Origin of the sequence: Luteibacter rhizovicinus DSM 16549, assembly GCF_001887595.1 — a bacterium.
Taxonomy (GTDB): domain Bacteria; phylum Pseudomonadota; class Gammaproteobacteria; order Xanthomonadales; family Rhodanobacteraceae; genus Luteibacter; species Luteibacter rhizovicinus.
In genome coordinates this window covers 56,928-73,180 of the sequence record NZ_CP017480.1, presented here as the reverse complement: position 1 = coordinate 73,180, position 16,253 = coordinate 56,928, and the positions used below count along the sequence as shown (strand labels likewise).

Annotated in this window: 14 protein-coding genes; 5 read left to right on the top strand and 9 right to left on the bottom strand. The window is 66.9% G+C overall.

The genetic code is table 11. The features are described from left to right. Positions 1–11 precede the first annotated feature (11 nt). From folC to BJI69_RS00375, 5 genes are all read left to right on the top strand, one after another. Positions 12–1,310, top strand: coding sequence for a bifunctional tetrahydrofolate synthase/dihydrofolate synthase (gene folC, locus BJI69_RS00395; RefSeq protein ID WP_244465249.1), 1,299 nt, complete (start codon positions 12–14; stop codon positions 1,308–1,310). 86 nt (positions 1,311–1,396) lie between these two features. Next, positions 1,397–2,464 (top strand): SPOR domain-containing protein, encoded by a 1,068-nt coding sequence (locus BJI69_RS00390; protein WP_046967356.1) that lies wholly within the window; start codon positions 1,397–1,399, stop codon positions 2,462–2,464. Between the two features lie 42 nt (positions 2,465–2,506). Then, positions 2,507–3,142 (top strand): CvpA family protein, encoded by a 636-nt coding sequence (locus tag BJI69_RS00385; RefSeq protein ID WP_046967355.1) that lies wholly within the window; start codon positions 2,507–2,509, stop codon positions 3,140–3,142. A 12-nt stretch (positions 3,143–3,154) separates the two neighbouring features. Next, a complete protein-coding gene (purF, locus tag BJI69_RS00380) occupies positions 3,155–4,633 on the top strand; it encodes an amidophosphoribosyltransferase (RefSeq protein WP_046967354.1) in 1,479 nt (492 codons plus the stop codon). A 43-nt stretch (positions 4,634–4,676) separates the two neighbouring features. Continuing rightward, positions 4,677–5,477 (top strand): ferritin-like domain-containing protein, encoded by an 801-nt coding sequence (locus BJI69_RS00375; RefSeq protein WP_046967353.1) that lies wholly within the window; start codon positions 4,677–4,679, stop codon positions 5,475–5,477. A gap of 56 nt (positions 5,478–5,533) precedes the next feature. Here the strand turns inward: BJI69_RS00375 and BJI69_RS00370 are convergent, their stop codons facing one another. The 9 genes from BJI69_RS00370 to BJI69_RS00330 form a co-directional block, all read right to left on the bottom strand. After that, a complete protein-coding gene (locus tag BJI69_RS00370) occupies positions 5,534–6,262 on the bottom strand; it encodes a UDP-2,3-diacylglucosamine diphosphatase (protein ID WP_046967352.1) in 729 nt (242 codons plus the stop codon). Then, positions 6,259–6,999, bottom strand: a complete 741-nt coding sequence (locus BJI69_RS00365) for a peptidylprolyl isomerase (RefSeq protein ID WP_046967351.1) — start codon at positions 6,997–6,999, stop codon at positions 6,259–6,261. Before BJI69_RS00365 ends, BJI69_RS00370 begins: the two co-directional genes overlap by 4 nt. 65 nt (positions 7,000–7,064) lie before the next feature. Then, positions 7,065–8,621 (bottom strand): Ppx/GppA phosphatase family protein, encoded by a 1,557-nt coding sequence (locus tag BJI69_RS00360; protein WP_071924814.1) that lies wholly within the window; start codon positions 8,619–8,621, stop codon positions 7,065–7,067. A 30-nt stretch (positions 8,622–8,651) separates the two neighbouring features. Beyond that, on the bottom strand, positions 8,652–9,155 hold the full coding sequence (locus BJI69_RS00355; protein ID WP_046967349.1) for a hypothetical protein: 504 nt from the start codon (positions 9,153–9,155) through the stop codon (positions 8,652–8,654). After that, complete coding sequence (locus BJI69_RS00350; protein ID WP_211258483.1) at positions 9,152–10,297, bottom strand: MGDG synthase family glycosyltransferase; 1,146 nt, start codon at positions 10,295–10,297, stop codon at positions 9,152–9,154. The genes BJI69_RS00355 and BJI69_RS00350 overlap by 4 nt, the downstream gene beginning before the upstream one ends. After that, a complete protein-coding gene (gene ppk1, locus BJI69_RS00345) occupies positions 10,294–12,390 on the bottom strand; it encodes a polyphosphate kinase 1 (protein WP_046967408.1) in 2,097 nt (698 codons plus the stop codon). Before ppk1 ends, BJI69_RS00350 begins: the two co-directional genes overlap by 4 nt. Positions 12,391–12,468: 78 nt before the next feature. Further along, positions 12,469–13,746, bottom strand: a complete 1,278-nt coding sequence (phoR, locus tag BJI69_RS00340) for a phosphate regulon sensor histidine kinase PhoR (protein WP_046967347.1) — start codon at positions 13,744–13,746, stop codon at positions 12,469–12,471. A gap of 34 nt (positions 13,747–13,780) precedes the next feature. After that, positions 13,781–14,470, bottom strand: coding sequence for a phosphate regulon transcriptional regulator PhoB (gene phoB, locus BJI69_RS00335; protein WP_046967346.1), 690 nt, complete (start codon positions 14,468–14,470; stop codon positions 13,781–13,783). Positions 14,471–14,572: 102 nt separating this feature from the next. Continuing rightward, complete coding sequence (locus BJI69_RS00330) at positions 14,573–16,189, bottom strand: M48 family metalloprotease (protein WP_046967345.1); 1,617 nt, start codon at positions 16,187–16,189, stop codon at positions 14,573–14,575. Positions 16,190–16,253: the final 64 nt, after the last annotated feature.

Sequence of the window (16,253 nt, the reverse complement as noted above, 5' to 3'; positions counted from 1 at the left end):
TCGGCTCCCACATGTCTTATTTCTCAAAGGCATCGTCCACCATGCGCACGCTTGCCGAGTGGCTCTCCTACCAGGAGCGCACGCACCCGCGCGATATCGAACTGGGTCTGGACCGGGTCAGTGCGGTGTGGGAAGCCATGGGCGCACCACGTCCCGCACCGATCGTCGTCACGGTCGGCGGTACCAACGGCAAGGGCTCCACGGTCGCCTTCCTCGAAGGCATGCTGCGCGCAGCGGGTTACCGTGTCGGCTGCTACACCTCGCCGCACCTGCTTCGCTACAACGAACGCATCCGCCTTGACGGCGAGGATGCTTCCGACGACGCTCTCGTTGCTTCGTTCGAGCGCATCGAAGCCGCGCGTGGATCCATTCCCCAGACGTACTTCGAATTCGGCACACTGGCCGCGTTCGACCTGATGGCGCGTGCCTCGTTGGACGTCGCCGTGATCGAGGTCGGTCTCGGTGGCCGGCTGGATGCCGTGAACATCGTCGATCCCGATGTCGCCGTTATCACCACCATCGATCTGGATCACCAGGACTGGCTGGGTGGTGACCGTGACAGCATCGGTCGCGAGAAGGCCGGCATCGCCCGGGCCAGTCGTCCGGCGATCATCGGCGAGCGGCAGCCGCCAGTCGGCCTGCTGGATGCCCTGCGTGGCATCGGCGCGGACATGCAGGCCAGCGGCGATGCGTTTTCGGCGAGTCGTGTGGATGGCGAGGCTGGCTGGCGCTGGTCGCATCGCGACGGCACCGTGCTCGACCTGCCACGCCCGCGCCTGGATGCGCCGGTGCAGATCGACAATGCGGCAACGGCGATCGCCGCGATCCACGCCCTCGGCTCGCGCGTCGACGTGCCGCCGATGGCGATTCGACAGGCCCTGGAAGTCGTCCGTGTCCCGGGTCGCCTGCAGAAGATCGCCGAAAGCCCGCTGACCCTGGTCGACGTCGGCCACAACCCGCAGGCCGCCCGCGCCCTGGCCGAATGGCTGGAAGCGACGCCTCGCCGGGGGCAGGTGAGGGCGGTATACGGCGCGCTGGCGGATAAGGACGTCGGCGGCGTCATCGAGGCGCTCGTCGACCGCATCGACCATTGGTACCTCGCTGGCCTGGAGCGCGATACCCCGCGAGGCCTTCCCGCAGGTGCCCTCGCCGCCACGCTGGCGGCGGTCGGCCCGACGGCCGCCGGTCGCTCGTTCGAGAATGTGGCCTCGGCCTGGAAGGCGGCCCGGGCGGACGCCGGCGAGGAGGATATCGTCCTGCTGTTCGGTTCGTTTTTCGTGGCTGCCGCCGCGCTGTCCCACCGCACGTGAACGCCGGGCCGTAAGCGACGGCGGGGCCCTCGATTGCCGGTTATAATTGCCGCGATTCGCATTGCGTCGGTCGTATGGAGCTTTCCTTGAAAACACGTCTGCTGGGTGCCGCCGTCCTGGTCGCTCTGTTGGTTCTTTTCGTCCCGATGATGTTCTCCAACACGCCGCCCAAGAGCGACGCCGACCAGACGGTCAGCCTCGAGATCCCGCCGGCGCCGGATCGTGAACTGCAGACGCGCACGCTCGACGTGGCCCCCAACGGCTCGCCGGCCTCGGTCAGCGGCCCGCAGGCGGCCGGTGGTCCGGTGCATGCGGCCTCGACGCCCGCCGCGCCGACGGCGCCCGCCGCCACGGTCACCCCGGGCAGCGGCAGCAAGCTCGCATCGGTGGACATCGCCTCGCGCAAGCCGGTCGACGCCTTGCCGGAAGATTTCGCCAACGCCCCGGCCAGCACCAAGCCCGCCGCCGCAGCGACGGCGCCTGCCGTGACGACGAAGCCGGTCAAGGCCGCCGCGACACCGGCACCGTTGCCGGTCGCCGCGACACCGCCCGCCGCCGCGCTCCCGGTCGGCACCGCCGCGCGCGGCAGCTTCACGATCAACCTCAGTGCCTACGCCGATCACAGCAAGGCCGATGCCCTGGTCCAGAAGGTCCGGGCGCTCGGCTACCCGGTCAGCACCGCCGCGACCAATCAGGCGGGCAAGTCGTTGACCCGCGTGACCGCCGGTCCGTTCGAATCCCGTGCCGCCGCCGAAGCGGCCCGCCTGAAGATCACCGCTGCCGCGCCCGGCGCACCGGCCACGCTCTCGTCGAAGGCTGAGACGCAGACGGCCGACGTGCCCGCGCCACCGAAACCCGTCGCCGCGCCCGCGCCGGCTGCCGCCACCGCCACGGTGCCGGCGGCGCCGCCGCGCGCCGGCGGCTTCGCCGTCCAGGTGGCCGCCGTGAGCAGCGAGGCCGAGGCCACGCGCCTGCGCGACAAGCTGCGCGGCGCGGGAATCGCCGGCTACGTCGACAGCGTCGCGTCCAGCGCGGGCGCCAAGCTCTGGCGCGTGCGTGCCGGGCCGCAGACCCAGCGTGACGACGCCGTGCGCCTGAAAGACCAGATCAAGGCCAAGGTCGGCCTGGACGGCGTGGTCGTTTCGGCGCCGTAAGGCGCCGCGACCCGCCCTCAACGTGACTTCGGGGACTCCCACGTGAACTGGATCGACTGCGTCATCCTGGGGATCCTGTTCATCTCGGTCTTGATCGGCCTGATGCGCGGCCTCATTTCCGAAGTGCTCTCACTGGTTATCTGGGTGGCCGCCTTCTGGGTCGCCTGGACGTATGGTCCCTCGCTGGCGCATTACTTCGAAAGCAGCGTGTCCCTGCCTTCGGCGCGCGTGGCGATCGGGTATGGCTTGTGTTTCATCGCCGTGCTGCTGGTCGGCGGGCTGATCCGATTCCTGATCTCGCGCCTGGTCGCGAGCACGGGACTGGGCGGTACCGATCGGTTGTTCGGCATGCTGTTCGGCCTGGCCCGCGGTGTGCTCATCGTGGCCCTGGTCGTCTTCGTCGTCGGCTTCACGCCCCTGGCCAACGCGCCCATGTGGCGCGAGTCGGCGATGATGCCGCAGTTCCGTGGTGCAGCCGAATGGCTGGGTCAGCAGGTGCCGGAGAATGTGCGCGGATACATGCATCCGCCTGCCGCTCTGGAAAACCTGAAGATGCCGGACGTGCAGTTGCCCAGCAAGGACGACCTCATGAAGTTGCGCGACAAGGTGTCCCCTGGCGCGCAGCCGACCAAAGATAACGTTCACCCTGCCGCCGCGACCACGGCGGCCACTTCGTAGAAGGCAACACCCATGTGCGGAATCATCGGCATCGTCGGCACCACGGAAGTGGCGTCGGCCCTGTATGACGGCCTGACCGTCCTGCAACATCGCGGGCAGGATGCCGCCGGCATCGCCACCGTGGACGGCGCGCGCCTGCGCCTGCACAAGGGCAACGGGCTGGTTCGCGACGTCTTCAACTCGGCTGGCGTCAGCAAGCTGCGTGGCCGCATCGGTATCGGCCATTGCCGCTATCCGACCGCCGGCTCGGAAGGCACGGACGAAGCACAGCCGTTCTACGTGAACTCGCCTTACGGCATCGCCTTCGCGCACAACGGCAACCTCGTCAACACCGAGGCCCTGCGCAAGGAGATGTTCGAGGACGACCGTCGTCACATCGACACGGACTCCGACTCCGAAGTGCTGCTCAACGTGCTCGCCCACGAGCTCCAGGTGGACGACCGCGGCGACCTCACGCCGGAGCATGTTTTCAAGGCCATCGCCGGCGTGCACGCGCGCGCTCGTGGCGGTTACGCCTGCATCGCGCTGGTCCTCGGCTACGGCCTCATCGCCTTCCGCGATCCGAACGGTATCCGTCCGCTCGTGCTCGGTGAGCGCATCACGGCCGAAGGCCACGAGTACGCGATCGCCTCGGAATCCGTTGCCTTCGACGTGCTCGGTTTCAAGCGCATCCGCGACATCGAGCCCGGTGAAGCCGTCATCGTCACCGAAGGCGGCGAGCTGCACACGCAGCGTTGCGCGGAAGGCGCGGTGCACGCGCCGTGCATCTTCGAATACGTGTATCTCGCCCGCCCGGACTCGATGATCGAGGACGTCTCGGTGTACAAGGCGCGCCTGCGCATGGGTGAGAAGCTGGCCGAGAAGATCCTTCGCGAACGCGGTCCGGATCATGGCATCGATGCCGTCATTCCCATCCCCGACACCTCGCGCACGGCGGCCAGCTCGCTGGCCCAGGCGCTCGGCGTACCGATGCGCGAAGGCCTGGTCAAGAACCACTACATCGGCCGCACGTTCATCATGCCGGGGCAGGGCGAGCGCGTGAAATCCGTGCGTCGCAAGCTCAACGCGATCGAGCTGGAATTCCGCAAGAAGAACGTGCTTCTGGTCGACGATTCCATCGTGCGTGGCACCACCTCGCGCCAGATCATCCAGATGGCCCGCGATGCCGGTGCGAAGAACGTCTACTTCGCATCCGCCGCGCCGCCGGTGCGTTACCCGAACATCTACGGCATCGACATGCCGGCGGCGTCGGAACTGGTGGCCGCGGGTCGTACCGTGGAAGAAGTGGAAAAGGCGCTCGGTGCCGACTGGCTGGTTTACCAGGATCTGGAAGACCTGATCCAGGCGGTGGCCGACGGCAACGAGGAGCTGACGCACTTCGACACCTCGTGCTTCTCCGGTGAATACGTGACGGGTGTCGATGCCGGCTTCCTCGAACAGCAGGAAGCGATGCGTTCGGATTCGGCCAAGAACGAACGCCGTAGCGCCTGAGCGATCGGCGGCGCACTCCGGTGCGCCGCCACGCCGACCCGTGATGCACGATCTCCACACCGCCGCGCGCCGTTGCCTCGAGGCGACCGACCCCGCCGAGAAGATTCGCCTGAGTTTCGAGACCTGGGCGGCGCTGGGCGAGGGCTTACTCGCACCCGATCCGGCCTCTCCGGCAGCCTTGCCGATCGGTCCGCCTGGACGACCCGAGCGCCCGCGCCTGGTGTCGTCGCGCGATCTGGCCCAGCGCGGCCTTGGCACCGCGGAGGGACGCGCGGCCTTGGTCCACGCCATCGCGCACATCGAATTCAACGCGATCGATCTGGCCTGGGATGCGGTGTACCGCTTCCGCGGCAAACCCGACGCGTATTACCGCGACTGGGCGTCCTGCGCCAACGATGAGGCGCGCCATTTCACGCTGCTTTCGGGGCGACTCGCCGAGCTGGGCTATGCCTACGGTGATTTCGATGCCCATAACGGCTTGTGGGAGATGGCGGAGAAAACCGCGCACAGCGACACCGCACGCATGGCCCTGGTGCCACGCGTGCTCGAGGCGCGGGGACTGGACGTGACGCCCGGGATGATGGAACGGCTGCGCCGGCAGAACGACGAACGCACCGTCGGCATTCTCGAGGTGATCCTGCGCGAGGAAGTCGCCCACGTGGCCGCCGGCACGCGCTGGTTCCACTGGTGCTGCGAACGCGATGGCATCGAGCCGGAAGCGACCTTCGCCACCTTGCTCAACGACTATATGAATGGGTCGTTGCGGGGGCCGTTCAACTTGGGAGCACGGCGCGAGGCTGGGTTTTCGGAGACTGAGCTGACGTGGTTGCAGACGCTGGGGTGAGGTGATCGTCCGCGTCTCGCTGCACAGGGATCGCCGATGAATCGGCTCCTACAGGATCAGACCTGCCAGATTCCGCGCAGATCCAGCCGGTCGCCATCGATCGCCAGTACCGACCCGTGGTCGTACCAGTCACCCAGCACGATGCGCTCCGCATTCGCGCCATCGAACGCGAACGGATGAATCGCGGGCCGATGCGTATGTCCGTGGATCAACCGATGCACGCCGGCGTGGCGCAGGGCCGCTTCGACCGCGCCCTGGTTCACGTCCATGATCGTCTCGTCGATACGCCCCGTGCGTGACTTGCTGTCGCTGCGAGCCTTGGCCGCGAAAGCGCGGCGGGCTTCCAGCGGCATCGACAGGATCTGCTGCTTCCACGCATCCGTGCGTACCTGCGCACGCACCGCCTGGTATTCCACGTCGTCGGTGCAGAGCACGTCACCATGCATCAGCAAGGTCGGCGTGCCTTCGATAGCGTGCACCGTGCCGTCGTCGAGGAGGGTCATCCCCGCACGTTCGGCAAAGCGCTCGCCGAGCAGGAAGTCGCGATTGCCGGCCATGAAATACACGGGTACGCCGCTGTCGCTCAAGGTGCGCGTCGCCGTGGCGATCCGGGTGGGCAGTTCCGCGTCGTCGTCGTCGCCGATCCAGGCCTCGACGAGGTCGCCGAGGATGTAGAAGGCGGTGGCGGAGCGCGCCTCATCCGACGCGAGGAAGCGTTCGAACAAGGCGGTGATATCGGGCCGCGCCTCGTCGAGGTGCAGGTCGGCGATGAACAGGGTGCTCATGCGGCCTTCGGTGCGCTGGTCTTCTTTTCGCCCTTCTTCGGCGCCACCGGCTTGGTCGATTCCGGCGCAACCTTGGCCGGCGCTGCCGGGGTGCCGGCGGTGCTCGTAGAAGCAGGGCGGGCGCGTTCTTCGCCGACGACATTGGCCGAATCGATGACTACCATCGGGTTGGGCACGTCACCGACGAAGGGGCCCTGCGCGCGGGTCGGCAGCGAGGCGATCTTGTCGACCACGTCCATGCCGGAGACGACCTTGCCGAACACCGCGAAGCCCCAGGTCAGGCCGCTCTGGTTGCTGACGTAATCGAGGCGACGATTGTCGACCAGGTTGACGAAGAACTGGGCCGTGCCGGAATTCGGATCGCCACCGCGGGCGACGGCGAGGGTGCCGCGCAGGTTCGACAGGCCGTTGTCCGCTTCGCTGGGAATGGCGGCGCGGGTACGGCGCTGCGTGAGGTCGCGGCTGTAGAGGCCACCCTGGACCATGTACCCATTGACCACACGGTGAAACACCGTGCCGTCGTAGAAACCGTCGCGCACGTACTGCAGGAAGTTGGCCACGCTCTTCGGCGCCTTGTCCGGGAACAGCTCGAACGTGACATCGCCCTGGGTGGTGTGCATGACCACGCGCGGATGGTCGACGGACGCCGGCGCTGGCGCTGCCGGCTTGGTCGTCTGCTGCGCCAAGGCGACGGCGGGCAGGGCGAGTAAGAGGCTGGCGAAGACGGCTCTGAGCATGGGTTACCGGTCGTGACGGTGAAACAATCGCGCCATGATACGCCCGTTCGACGTGCGGATCGCGGTCATTCGGTGACGATCTCGAGCTCCAGGCCGAGTTCGGCCAGTGGCTCGCGCTCCTGCTCGAGGTCGGCCTCGGTCAGCGGGTGCTGGTCCAGCCAGTCCGCCGGCAGCGACAGCCGCAGGCGCTGGCGAGAGGCGCTCACGCGGATGCGGGGCAGGGCTTCGGCACGCCGCGCGCGACGGAACAGCACGCCGAGGCGCAGGATCGCCGTGATATGCCGGGCCAGGGCGCGATAGCGCACGGGCAGGGCCGAAATCACCGATTTTTCCGGCTTGCGGCGATGGCATTCGACGATGGCGGCGAGCAGTTGCTGTTCCTGTCGTGAAAAGCCGGCCAGATCCGCGTGACGGAGGATGTAACCGCCGTGGCGCTGATGCTGGCTGTGTGCGATGGCCAGGCCGAGTTCGTGCACGCGCGCCGCCCAGGACAACCACTCACGCCCGTCATCGTCGAGCTTCCAGGGTTTGCTGAGCTGGTCGAACAGGCCGATCGCCGTCGTTTCGACGCGGCGTGCCTGAGCCCGGTCCACCCCGTAACGGCTGGCCAGCGAATCGATGCTGGCCATGCGCGGGTCGGTGCCGGCGGAGCGGCCGATCAGGTCCCAGAGCAGACCTTCGCGCATCGAACTTTCCGACACACGCAGGCGCTCGATGCCCAGGGCCTCGAATGCCGCTTCGAAAATCGCCACGCCACCGGCAAAGACCTCGGCGCGATCTTCGCCCAGGCCCGGCAGCTTCAGCGTCCCCGACGCGCCCTGTTCGATCAGCGCTTCGCGGATGGTCGCCAGCGACTCGGGCGTGATGCCGTCGTCGGAGAGTTTCATCGCGCGCACCACCGAGCCGATGGACTTAGCCGTGCCTGACGAGCCATAGGCGTCGGCCCAGCCCGCTTCGCGATATTCCTCGGAGAACTGCTGGAGCAGCACGCCGATCTCGCGGCGGGCCTTCTGCCAGCGCTTGCGAGTGATCTTGCCGCCCGGAAAGAAGCGCAGCGTCGAGGCGATGCAGCCCACCTGGACGCTCTCGGTCAGCAGGGGCGAGGTGCCGCGGCCGATGATGAATTCGGTGCTGCCGCCGCCGATGTCGATGACCAGCCGGTGGTCGCGAGAGGCGGGCAGGTCGTGCGAGGAGCCGAGGAAGATCAGTCGCCCTTCTTCACGGCCCGAGACGATTTCCACCGGATGCCCCAGCGCGGCTTCCGCCGCGGACAGGAAGGCATGCGGCGAAGCAAGGCGGCGCACGGTATTGGTCGCGACCGCACGCACGTGCAGGGCGGGGATGCCGGCGATGCGCTGACCGAACCGGGCCAGGCTGGCCAGCGCCGCTGCGCGGTGGTTCGCGTCGAGGGTCCCGTCCGGGCGCAGGCCCACGGCCATTCGGACGGAGTCGCGCAGGCGGTCGATGACGCGCGGTTCGCCGTGTTCGTAGCGAGCCACCACCATGTGGAAGCTGTTGGAGCCGAGGTCGACGGCGGCGAGGAATTCACCGTCGTTGATCTGCGATTTAGCTGAGGTCGCCAAGAGATATGTCCGCAGCGGCGTATCGGGGGATTCTGGCATGGTGCCGGGGCTTGCATGCAACGCCCTTTGTCAGGCTGGCTTTGCGATGCGGCTTTTGGGCAAGGCGGAAAGTATGAACAGAACGATGCAAAGGAAGCCGAATACCCAGTAATCGGTGGGCGCCGGCCCCCACCAATGCCGATGCCAGGGCACGTTCACCGGGTCGAAGCGTGCCAGTCCGAAGGCGGGATTGAGAATGAACCAGAGGCCATCCTCGGCGACCCAGAACAGCATCACGCAGGCAATGACGCGAACCTGCGCGCGCCAGCTCCAGAAGCCCTGGAAGACCATGGGGAAATGGAAGAACACGGCGATGAAGGGAAAGACCCAGGCGTGGTAGCCGGTCATCGGACGGCCGCCCCAGAGCAGGTCGAGCAGCCAGTGGTTCTCGACGCGCCAGGTGGGCAGGCTGGTGGCCCAGCCGTGCGGACCTTCGATCTCGACTTCCACATGGGCGAACATGAAGGCAAGCAGGAACGTGAACGCCGCCGTCGCCAGGGCAGCGGCGAGGCGGCGACGCGGCGAATGACTCATCGGCTGTCCAGCAGGGCGAGCACGGTGTCGACGACGTCGCGTGCCGCATGTGGACGGCCGATGGCGCGCGCACGGGTGGCCATGTCGGCGAGCATCGCTGGCTGTGCCTGCAAGTGACGAATGCGCCATGACAGGGCGACGGCGTCGATGGCTTTCCATGCGGCACCCTGTTCGAGCAGGTAATCCGCGTTGCGCTCTTCCTGGCCGGGGATCGGCGCATTGACGATCATCGGCAGGCCCACGGCCAGGCACTCCGACGTGGTCAGTCCGCCGGGTTTGGTGATCGCCAGGTCGCAGCAAGCCATCAGCCGCTCCACGTGTTGCGTGAAGCCCTGCGGGAACAGACGCCCTGCATGGCGTGTGCGTGCCAGCGTGCGCAGGCGTTCGAGCATGTCCGTGTTGCGTCCGGCCAACACCACGAGCTGAAAATCGCCGTCACCCGAAAGCAGGGCATCGGCCAGTTCGTCGAGCGCACCGACGCCCGCGCCACCGCCCATGACCAGATACGCCGGGCGATCCGGGTCCATGCCGAGTTCCGCGCGCAACGCGCGACGATTATGCTCGTGCGCGAACGCGGGCATCACGGGGATGCCGGTCACGTGCACGCGCTCGGGCGGCAGGCCGACGGCGCGCATGCGATGGGCGATCTCGGGATTGGCGGCGAAATAGCCGGTCATCCCCGGGATCACCCACATGCGATGCAGATCGAAATCCGTCACCTGCAGGTAGACCGGGGCGGTGACACGGCCTTTGCGGATCTGCCGCATCAGCATCTCGGCCGGCAGGAAGTGTGTGCAGATGATGGCATCCGGCGCGAAGTCGTTGATCGCCGCGCGCAGCCGCCGGGTGTTCAGTCGTTCGATGGTACGGCGCATGCGCTGCGTCACGGCTTCCGGGCGCGCGTCGTCCGTGATCCGGTAAAGCATGCCCCACAGGCGCGGGTAGTGCGTGATCAGGCCGAGGTAGAAATCGGCGTAGATGCGGCGGAAGCTGGATGGCACGAAGTCCATCACGTCGAGATGGCGCGCCTCGACGTCGAGGCCGTCCGCGGCCAGCGTGGCGATCGTCGCGTCCAGTGCGTCCGCCGCGCGTACATGGCCGGCGCCGGCGGAGACCGAAAGGAGCAGGATGCGCCGCGTCACGCGCAGTAATCGGCCAGCAGCGACTGCTGCGCGCTGTACGGGGCTTCGCCGGTGGCCGGGATGCGACGGGTGTAACGTCCGTCGTCACCGAGCATCCACGCTTGCGTGTTGTCGCGCAGGTAGTTGTCGAGGGTTTCGTTGTACACGCGTTTGGCCAGTTCGGGATCGAGGATGGGCACGCCCACTTCGATGCGGCGCATGAGGTTGCGCTCCATCCAGTCGGCGCTCGCGCAGAACAGTTCCGGCTCGCCGTCGTTGCCGAACCAGTAGACACGACTGTGTTCGAGGAAGCGGCCGATGATCGAGCGCACCCGGATGTTTTCCGACACGCCCGGAATGCCCGGTCGCAAGGTGCACGCGCCACGGATGATAAGGTCGATCTGCACGCCGGCCGCCGAGGCGCGGTACAACGCTTCGACCACGTGCGCCTCGTTGAGCGCGTTGAGCTTGGCGACGATGCGCCCGGGCCGGCCATTGCGCGCATGCTCGATCTCGCGCTCGATACGCGCCATGACGCCGCTGTAGAGCGTGAACGGCGAATGCAGCAGGCGCTTGAGCTGGATCATCGGACCCAGGCCGGACAGCTGCTGGAAGACCTTGTGGATGTCCTCGCCGATTTCCGGATGCGAGGTCATCAGGCCGATATCGGTGTAGCCGCGGCTGTTGCCCTGGTGGTAATTGCCCGTGGACAGGTGCACGTAACGGCGCAGGCCCGTGCCCTCGCGACGCACGATGAGCAGCATCTTCGCGTGCGTCTTGTAGCCCACGACGCCGTAGACCACCTGGACACCGGCCTCCTGCAGACGGTTGGCCAGGCCGATGTTGGCTTCTTCGTCGAATCGCGCACGCAACTCGATCACCACCGTGACGTCCTTGCCGTTGCGCGCGGCCTCTACAAGCAGATCCACCAGGGGCGAATCCTTGCCGGCGCGGTAGAGCGTCTGCTTGATGGCCAGCACACCGGGATCCTGCGAGGCGCGCCGCAGCAGTTCGACCACCGAGGCGAAGGATTCGTAGGGATGGTGGAGCAAGACGTCGCGCACGCCGAGGACGTCGAACTCGTTCACGCCCTTGTCGAACGCCGGCGACAGGCGTGGCGTGAAACGCGGGAACTTCAGTTCGGGCCGGTCGACCTGGTCGTAGATGAGGCTGGCGCGGATGATGTTGACCGGGCCATCGCAACGATAGACATCGGCCTCTTCGAGTTGGAAATTCGCGATCAGCATGTCGGTGATCGCGCGTGGACAATCCGCGCCGACCTCCAGGCGCACCGGTCGCGCATAACCGCGCCCGACGAGCTCTTCGCTGAGCGCGCGCGCGAGGTTCTCGACCTCGGCTTCCTCGACGACCAGCTCGCTGTTGCGGGTCACGCGGAACTGGTACGAGGCACAGACGTCGAAACCGGGGAAGATCTCGTCCGCGAAGGCCTGTAGCACTTCGGCCAGGAAGACGAAATCGCCATCGCCTTCGGAGACTTCCGCCGGCAACTTGATGATGCGCGGCAGCGAACGCGGCGCACGCACCAGGGCCATATGGCCTTCGCGCCCGAACGCGTCACGTCCCTTGAGCACCACCGCCAGGTTCAGCGTCTTGTTGAGGATGCGCGGGAAGGGGTGCGAGGGATCGAGGCCCAGCGGCGACAGCACCGGCTGGATCTCGTTCTGGAAGTAGCCGAGCAGCCAGCGCTTCTGCTTGTCGGTCCACTGGTCGCGCGTGAGATAGCGAATGCCTTCTGCGCCCAGAGCCGGCCCCAACTCGTCGTGCCAGATCGCGTAGATTTCCGCGACCAGCTCGAGCGTGCGCTGGCGGATGCGCGCAAGGATCTCGCTGGACGACAGACCATCGGCACCGGGTGTCGCCGCGCCGAGCGCATGCTTGTGCTTGAGCACCGCGACGCGCACCTCGAAGTACTCATCGAGGTTGTTGCTGACGATGGTCAGGTAACGCAGCCGCTCGAGGACGGGCACATCCGGGTCACGCGCCTGGGCCAGCACACGGAAGTTGAATTCCAGTGCCGCCAGTTCGCGGTTCATGTACAGCGCGGGCGCGCCGAGGTCGACAGACTCGCTCATGCGTTTGACGGATCCTTTCATGACGTCCGATGGTGGCTTATCGGTCATCATGCCGGAAAGCGGCATCGCAGCAACCCGGCGGCGCGTTCCTGCCATGGATCAGAGGTGCAGGCCGGCCGCTTCCTGCAGCCGGGCGCCGTCGAGCAGGCGGTCGCTGCCGAATACGCAGGCAAAGGTCGAGCCCTTGCCCGGCTCGCTCTCGATCACCAGGCGGGCCTGGTGAAGGTTGAGCACGTGCTTGACGATGGACAGGCCCAGGCCGGTACCGCCCGAATCGCGTGAGCGGCTGGAGGAGACGCGGTAGAAGCGTTCGGTCAGCCGTGCGATGTGCGTGGCCGGAATGCCGAAGCCCGAATCCTGCACGGAGAACTTCGCGCCGCCTTCGGTTTCGGCCCAGCGAATGGCGATGCGACCACCCGTCGGCGTGTAGCGCACGGCGTTGCTGACCAGGTTGGAGAAGGCGCTGTGCAGGTCCTTGGGCGAGCCGAGGACGTCGAAGGGCGTGGCCATGTCGAGCGATACGGTATGCCGGCCCTGGCTCAGCGCCTCGGCTTCCTTGCGCAGGCTGGCCAGCAAGGGGGCCATCTGCACATGTTCGTCGGCGACATGGTCCTGGGTTTCCAGGCGCGACAGGGTGAGCAGGTCTTCGACGATCTGCCCCATGCGCTTGGACTGCGCGCGCATTTCGTCCAGGACGGGCGCCAGTTCGGGGACGTCTTCGGGATCGAGCAGTTCCAGGTAGCCATGGATGACGGTCAGCGGCGTGCGCAGTTCATGCGACACGTTGGCGACGAAATCGCGGCGGATCTGTTCCAGGCGCGTCAGGTGACTGGTGTCGCGCGCCAGCAGCAGGCGCTGGCGGCTACCGAACGGTAATAGGGTGGCGGTGACATGGCGGTTCGGGTGACCCGGTGCCGTGACATCGTTGAGCGGTTCGCGGGCGCCTTCGGAAAGCCATTCGGCCAACTCCGAGTTGCGCAATACCTCGACGAGGAGGCGGCCGCGATCGCGCGGCCTCTTGAGGCCGAGCAGCTCTTCCGCCGCATGGTTGAACCAGCGGACGTGCTGCGAGTGGTCCAGGAGGACCACGGCATCGGGAAGGGTCCCGGCCGCGCTGCGCAAATCACGCAGGCGGGAAGCGATACGGCGGGTGCGAGTCATCAGACGGTCATACTCGGGACGGGGCGTTGCGGACGATTGCAACATTGGCCCCGACTTGTGACGGAACAGCGACAGCAGTACGACGATTTCCGTCAGCGCGACAACGGTCACACCGGCCCACATCGCACCGACGAGCGCGCCAACGACGCCGCCCACGACAAGGAGGGCGGCGCACGCGGCTGGCAGTCGCCAGGAGGTAAGGATGCGAGGTGGCATGGCGCTCACGATAGCGCGGCTACCCCGCGCTAGCCTAGGTATTCGCGGAGAAGCGGTATCCCGCGCCGCGAACGGTCTGCACCATGTCGTCGAGCTTCCACGGTTCCAGCGTCTTGCGCAGTCGGCGGATGTGCACGTCTACCGTGCGCTCCTCCACATAGACACTGCCACCCCAGACATGGTCGAGCAGCTGGGCGCGCGAGTAGACGCGCTCCGGGTGGGTCATGAAGAAGAACAGCAGTCGGTATTCGGTCGGCCCGATGGGCACGGCATCCTCGCCGGCGAACACGCGATGCGCGGGCCCGTCGATGCGCAGGCCGCCCAGCTCGACGATGCCGGAGCCGTCGTCGCCCTGGCTGCGGCGGAGCACCGCCTTGATCCGTGCGATCAGCTCGCGGGTGGAGAAGGGCTTGATGACATAGTCGTCGACGCCGGCTTCCAGGCCGTTCACCCGATCCATCTCCTCGCCGCGGGCGGTGAGCATGATGATCGGGATTTCCCGGGAGAGCTCCTCGCGGCGCAGCCGGCGGGCGAGTTCGAGTCCGCTGGTGCCCGGGAGCATCCAGTCGAGCAGGATCAGGTCCGGGACACGCTCGGAGATGGCCATCTGTGCGGCGCGGGCGTCGGCGGCGTGAGCCGCGTCCATACCCGCCTTGCGAAGCGCGAAAGCGACCATGTCGCGAATCGATGCTTCGTCTTCCACGATGAGAATGCGTTTATGCACGCGTAAGGCCGCTCGTTGGCTGTGACGGTCATATTGCAGCCATGCTGTGTTACACGGCAATGACAATTGTCACGAAAGTCCACCGGATCTTGCGAGTCCGGGTTACTGACTACGCCCGTCCGGGTTGTCATCCGTGGTCACGCGCTTCTTGCGCAACTCCAGCAGGAGCGGGGTCAGGTCGCTGATCCGGGCCTGGATCCGGGAGCGCTGGTAGTAGTCCAGGTCGTCACGTTTGAGCAGGCGGCGCAGCTGCTCCATCGCGTCGAAAGGCCGCCCGGCGAGGTACGCACTATCGGCATAAGCCTCCGCCGCGCGCACCGAATCGCCCGACCGCTCGCTGGCGCGGGCGAAGGTGCGGAAGATTTCCGGGTCATCGCTGTCGTCGAGCATGGGCCTGAGCAGGGTCGCCGCCGTACGGGACTCGTCGGCCCGGCCGGTGTCGGTCAGGGCCCGGGCGTAGCCCAAGGTGACAGCGCCGTTGCGGGGTGAATTCTCGTGCAGGGTCTTGTAGATCGCCATGGCGTCGCCGTGCCGTCCCGCTTCTACATAGGCGTCGGCGAGGGCCAGGCGCAGCACGACGCTGGCCGGCTGGCTGACCAGGAGCGGCTGGATCTGTTCCACCGCCTGCATGCCGTGGCCGCTACGGATCAGGGCGATGGCGTAGCCGTAACGGTTCGCCGCCGTGTCGAAATCCTTGCGCTTTAGGTTGGTGGCGTAGATATCCGCGAGCTTGCGGGCGTCGCCGGACAGCACGCGGATCCGTTCGCGCATCAGCGCGTAGGTGTCGCCAGCGCTGTCGGGCGCGATCTTGCTGCGATTCGGCGCCAGTTGCGTGTTGTCCTTGACGTAAAGGACGGGCGCGGTGCTCTTCTCCCAGCTGGCCTTGTCCAGTGTCGGCTGGCGCGGCTTGCCGGCGTTACGTTCGGTGATGACCCGGGCGCGCGCCTTGGCGTCGCTGATGCGCTCCAGGGTGACCGGGTGGGTCAGCAGCAGGGACGGCGCCGCCTCTTCGTCCTCGCCGACGCGCAAGGTGTCCTGCATGCGGCCGAAGAACTCGGCCATGGCCTCCGGGTCGTAGCCGGCATTGGCCAGGGTCTGGATGCCGGTGCGATCGGCCTCGATCTCGTCCTTGCGGGTGAAATTGATCTGCCGCTGCATGATCAGGCCCTGACCGCCCATGAGTACCGCCGGCGCGGCATCGCCGGCGCCGCCGCCCGCACCGGCGGCGATCGCGCCGAGCAGGACCAGGGCCATGAGCGGGGCGTTCTTCTTGGAATCCTCGAAAGCGCGGTACAGGTGGTTCTGGGTGATATGGCCGATTTCGTGGGCGATGACGCCGGCCAGCTCGCTTTCGCTGGTGGTGATGTCGATCAGGCCCGCGTTCACCCCGATATATCCGCCGGGCGCGGCAAAGGCGTTGATCTGGCTGTCGTTGACGATGAAGAACTGGAAATGGTCCTTCGGCCGGTCACTGGCCGCGACCAGCCGGTAGCCGAGGTCGTTGATGTACTGGTCGACCAGGGCGTCGTCGACGGTCAGGTTGAGCGTATGCATCTGGCGGAGCATCTGCGCGCCGTACTCGTTGGCCTCGCGCGGGCTGAGCAGGCCTGCGGCGGAACTGCCCAGGTCGGGCAGGCGCACGTTGTCCTGGGCGCCCGCGGCGAACGTGGCGAGGGTGCTGGCGGCAAGCAGGGCGAGTCGGGGCAACGGTTTGCGCATAGGTCGGGGACGATACCATCACCAAACGAAGAGATAACTTCCACGGCTGTGGTAGTCCGATCGC